Below are 2,043 nucleotides of genomic sequence, written 5' to 3'. Positions count from 1 at the left end.
CGGCCGCCTTGGCGGATCGGTTCGCCGTCGATGAGGCATCGATCGATGTGGGCAGGTATTGGACGGCGTTTGACAGCACTTGCGGGCACACCTACAGTTGCCGGCGCTTGGTAGGCGATTTCTGCGCGTAAATGGAAAAGAAAACTTATTTGGTGACCGGTGCGTCAGGATTTATCGGTCGATCGCTCGTCGAGCGACTACGTGCGAATGGCCACGTCGTGCGATGTGCGATGAGAAGGGTTATGGATTGCGCGAATGACGTCGAGTGCCCGCTTGGCGCGTCGATCGATACCTGGCTCAACGCCATTGACGGTGTCGATGGTGTCTTCCATCTTGCGTGGTCGACCGTGCCGCGAACGGCAAATGGTGCGCCGCTCGACGACGTCGCCACCAACGTCATAGGTACCGTTGCGCTGCTCGAGGCGATGCGGCGGCACCCGGGCGTTCCGTTCGTTTTTGCTTCGTCGGGCGGAACGGTCTATGGCGTACCGGAAGCCGATCGGGTCTCTGAGTCGCATCCGCTGCGGCCCCTCGGCGTGTATGGCGCGTCGAAAGCGGCGGTTGAAGGCTATGCGATGCTCTATCGCCGGCAGTTCAATGTGGACGCGCGCATCCTGCGTGTCAGCAATCCGTTCGGGCCTGGGCAGAACGTCGAGGGCCAGTTGGGCGCCGCGTCGATCTTCGCGTGGCGCGCGCTGGCCGGTCTCGACATTCAGATATGGGGCGATGGCTCGGTCGTTCGCGATTACCTGTATATCGACGATGCGGTGGACGCGTTCGTCGCGACAATGGACTCCCCGAGCGCCGCGTTCGGGCGCATGGACCCCGTCTTCAATATCGGCTCCGGTGAAGGCACGTCGCTCAGGCAGATTGTTGAGACAATCGGCGAGATTCTCGGTACGCCGGTTTGCGTCAAGTACGAGGCCGCGCGCTCATTTGACGTACCGGTCAGTATTCTCGACGTATCGCGTACCAAACAGGTGCTCGGTTGGGTGCCGAAGACAACCTTCCGCGACGGCATGAGCGAGACGATTGCTCGCTTTTCAAAGAACACAGCCGTGCAACCGTGATCAGATTGAAGGACCTCGATGGCTACCGTTTCGGTTATTGTCCCCTTTTTCAATCAGCTGAAGTATCTCCGGCAATGCTTGGAGAGTGTACTGAAGCAGACATTTGATGATATCGAAGTTCTGCTCGTGAACGATGGCTCCGCGGAAGATCCGGCGGAACTCGTACGAGCATTGGGTGACCCTCGCATCAAATTGATCGTGCAAGCGAATGCGGGTGTTGCGATCGCGCGCAATAACGCAATTGCCGCCAGCAGTGGGGAGTTTCTGGTCTTCCTGGACGCTGACGATTGGCTTGCACCGACGATGATCGAAGAATTGTCACAGGCGCTTATCGGCGACAAGGATGCCGGTATGGCTTACTGCGACATCATCCGTGTCGATGAGCAAGGTGAAGTGGCAGATCTGCATAAAGTTGCGCATGCGCGAGCCGAACTGAACGGCAATATCTTGCCGTCGCTGATGCTCGGCGGATATTTCCCGCCGGTCTGCGTGATGGTGCGCGCGTCCGCCCTCGACAAGGTAGGGGGCTTTGATAAGTTGCTCGGAGGGTGCTGCGATTGGGACTTGTGGATCCGGATCGTCGCGTCCGGATTCACGGCACGGTTCGTGCCACGAGAACTCGGCTATTACCGCCTCCATGATCAGTCGATGAGCAAGGATTCAGCACACATGCGCTCGACGGCGGAGGCGACGCTCGCAAAGAACATGGCGGCGTTTCCCCGGCAACTGGCCAGCGCCATGCAACTGCTCATACAGACGTCGGCAGAGATCTACTCGAGCAATGTCACCCTCGAGCGGGAACGGCTGGGCCTGATCGGGTCGCAGCGGGAACACGAACGGGACATTGAGCGCCTCGAAGGTATTGTCAGCCAGCTCAAAGACGATATCGCATCCCTGGTGCGGGGCAAGGAATGGCTTGAAGTGCAGTGGAGCAACTATAAGACTGCCAACGTCGCCATGGAGCAGGACAAGC

General features: G+C 59.0%; 2 protein-coding genes. Both read left to right on the top strand.

The features are described from left to right. Nucleotides 1-152 precede the first annotated feature (152 nt). Nucleotides 153-1,070 carry an NAD-dependent epimerase/dehydratase family protein gene (locus tag ACWEOZ_RS44245; RefSeq protein ID WP_357861324.1) on the top strand — a complete coding sequence of 306 codons (918 nt, stop codon included), beginning with the start codon at nt 153-155 and terminating at the stop codon, nt 1,068-1,070. An 18-nt stretch (nt 1,071-1,088) separates the two neighbouring features. After that, the coding region (locus ACWEOZ_RS44240; protein WP_451916662.1) for a glycosyltransferase family 2 protein at nt 1,089-2,043 on the top strand (955 nt) is incomplete at its 3' end.

Source organism: Actinoplanes sp. NPDC004185, from assembly GCF_053603475.1.
Note: the sequence above shows the minus strand (reverse complement) of the source record. Positions and strands in the feature narration are given on the sequence as shown.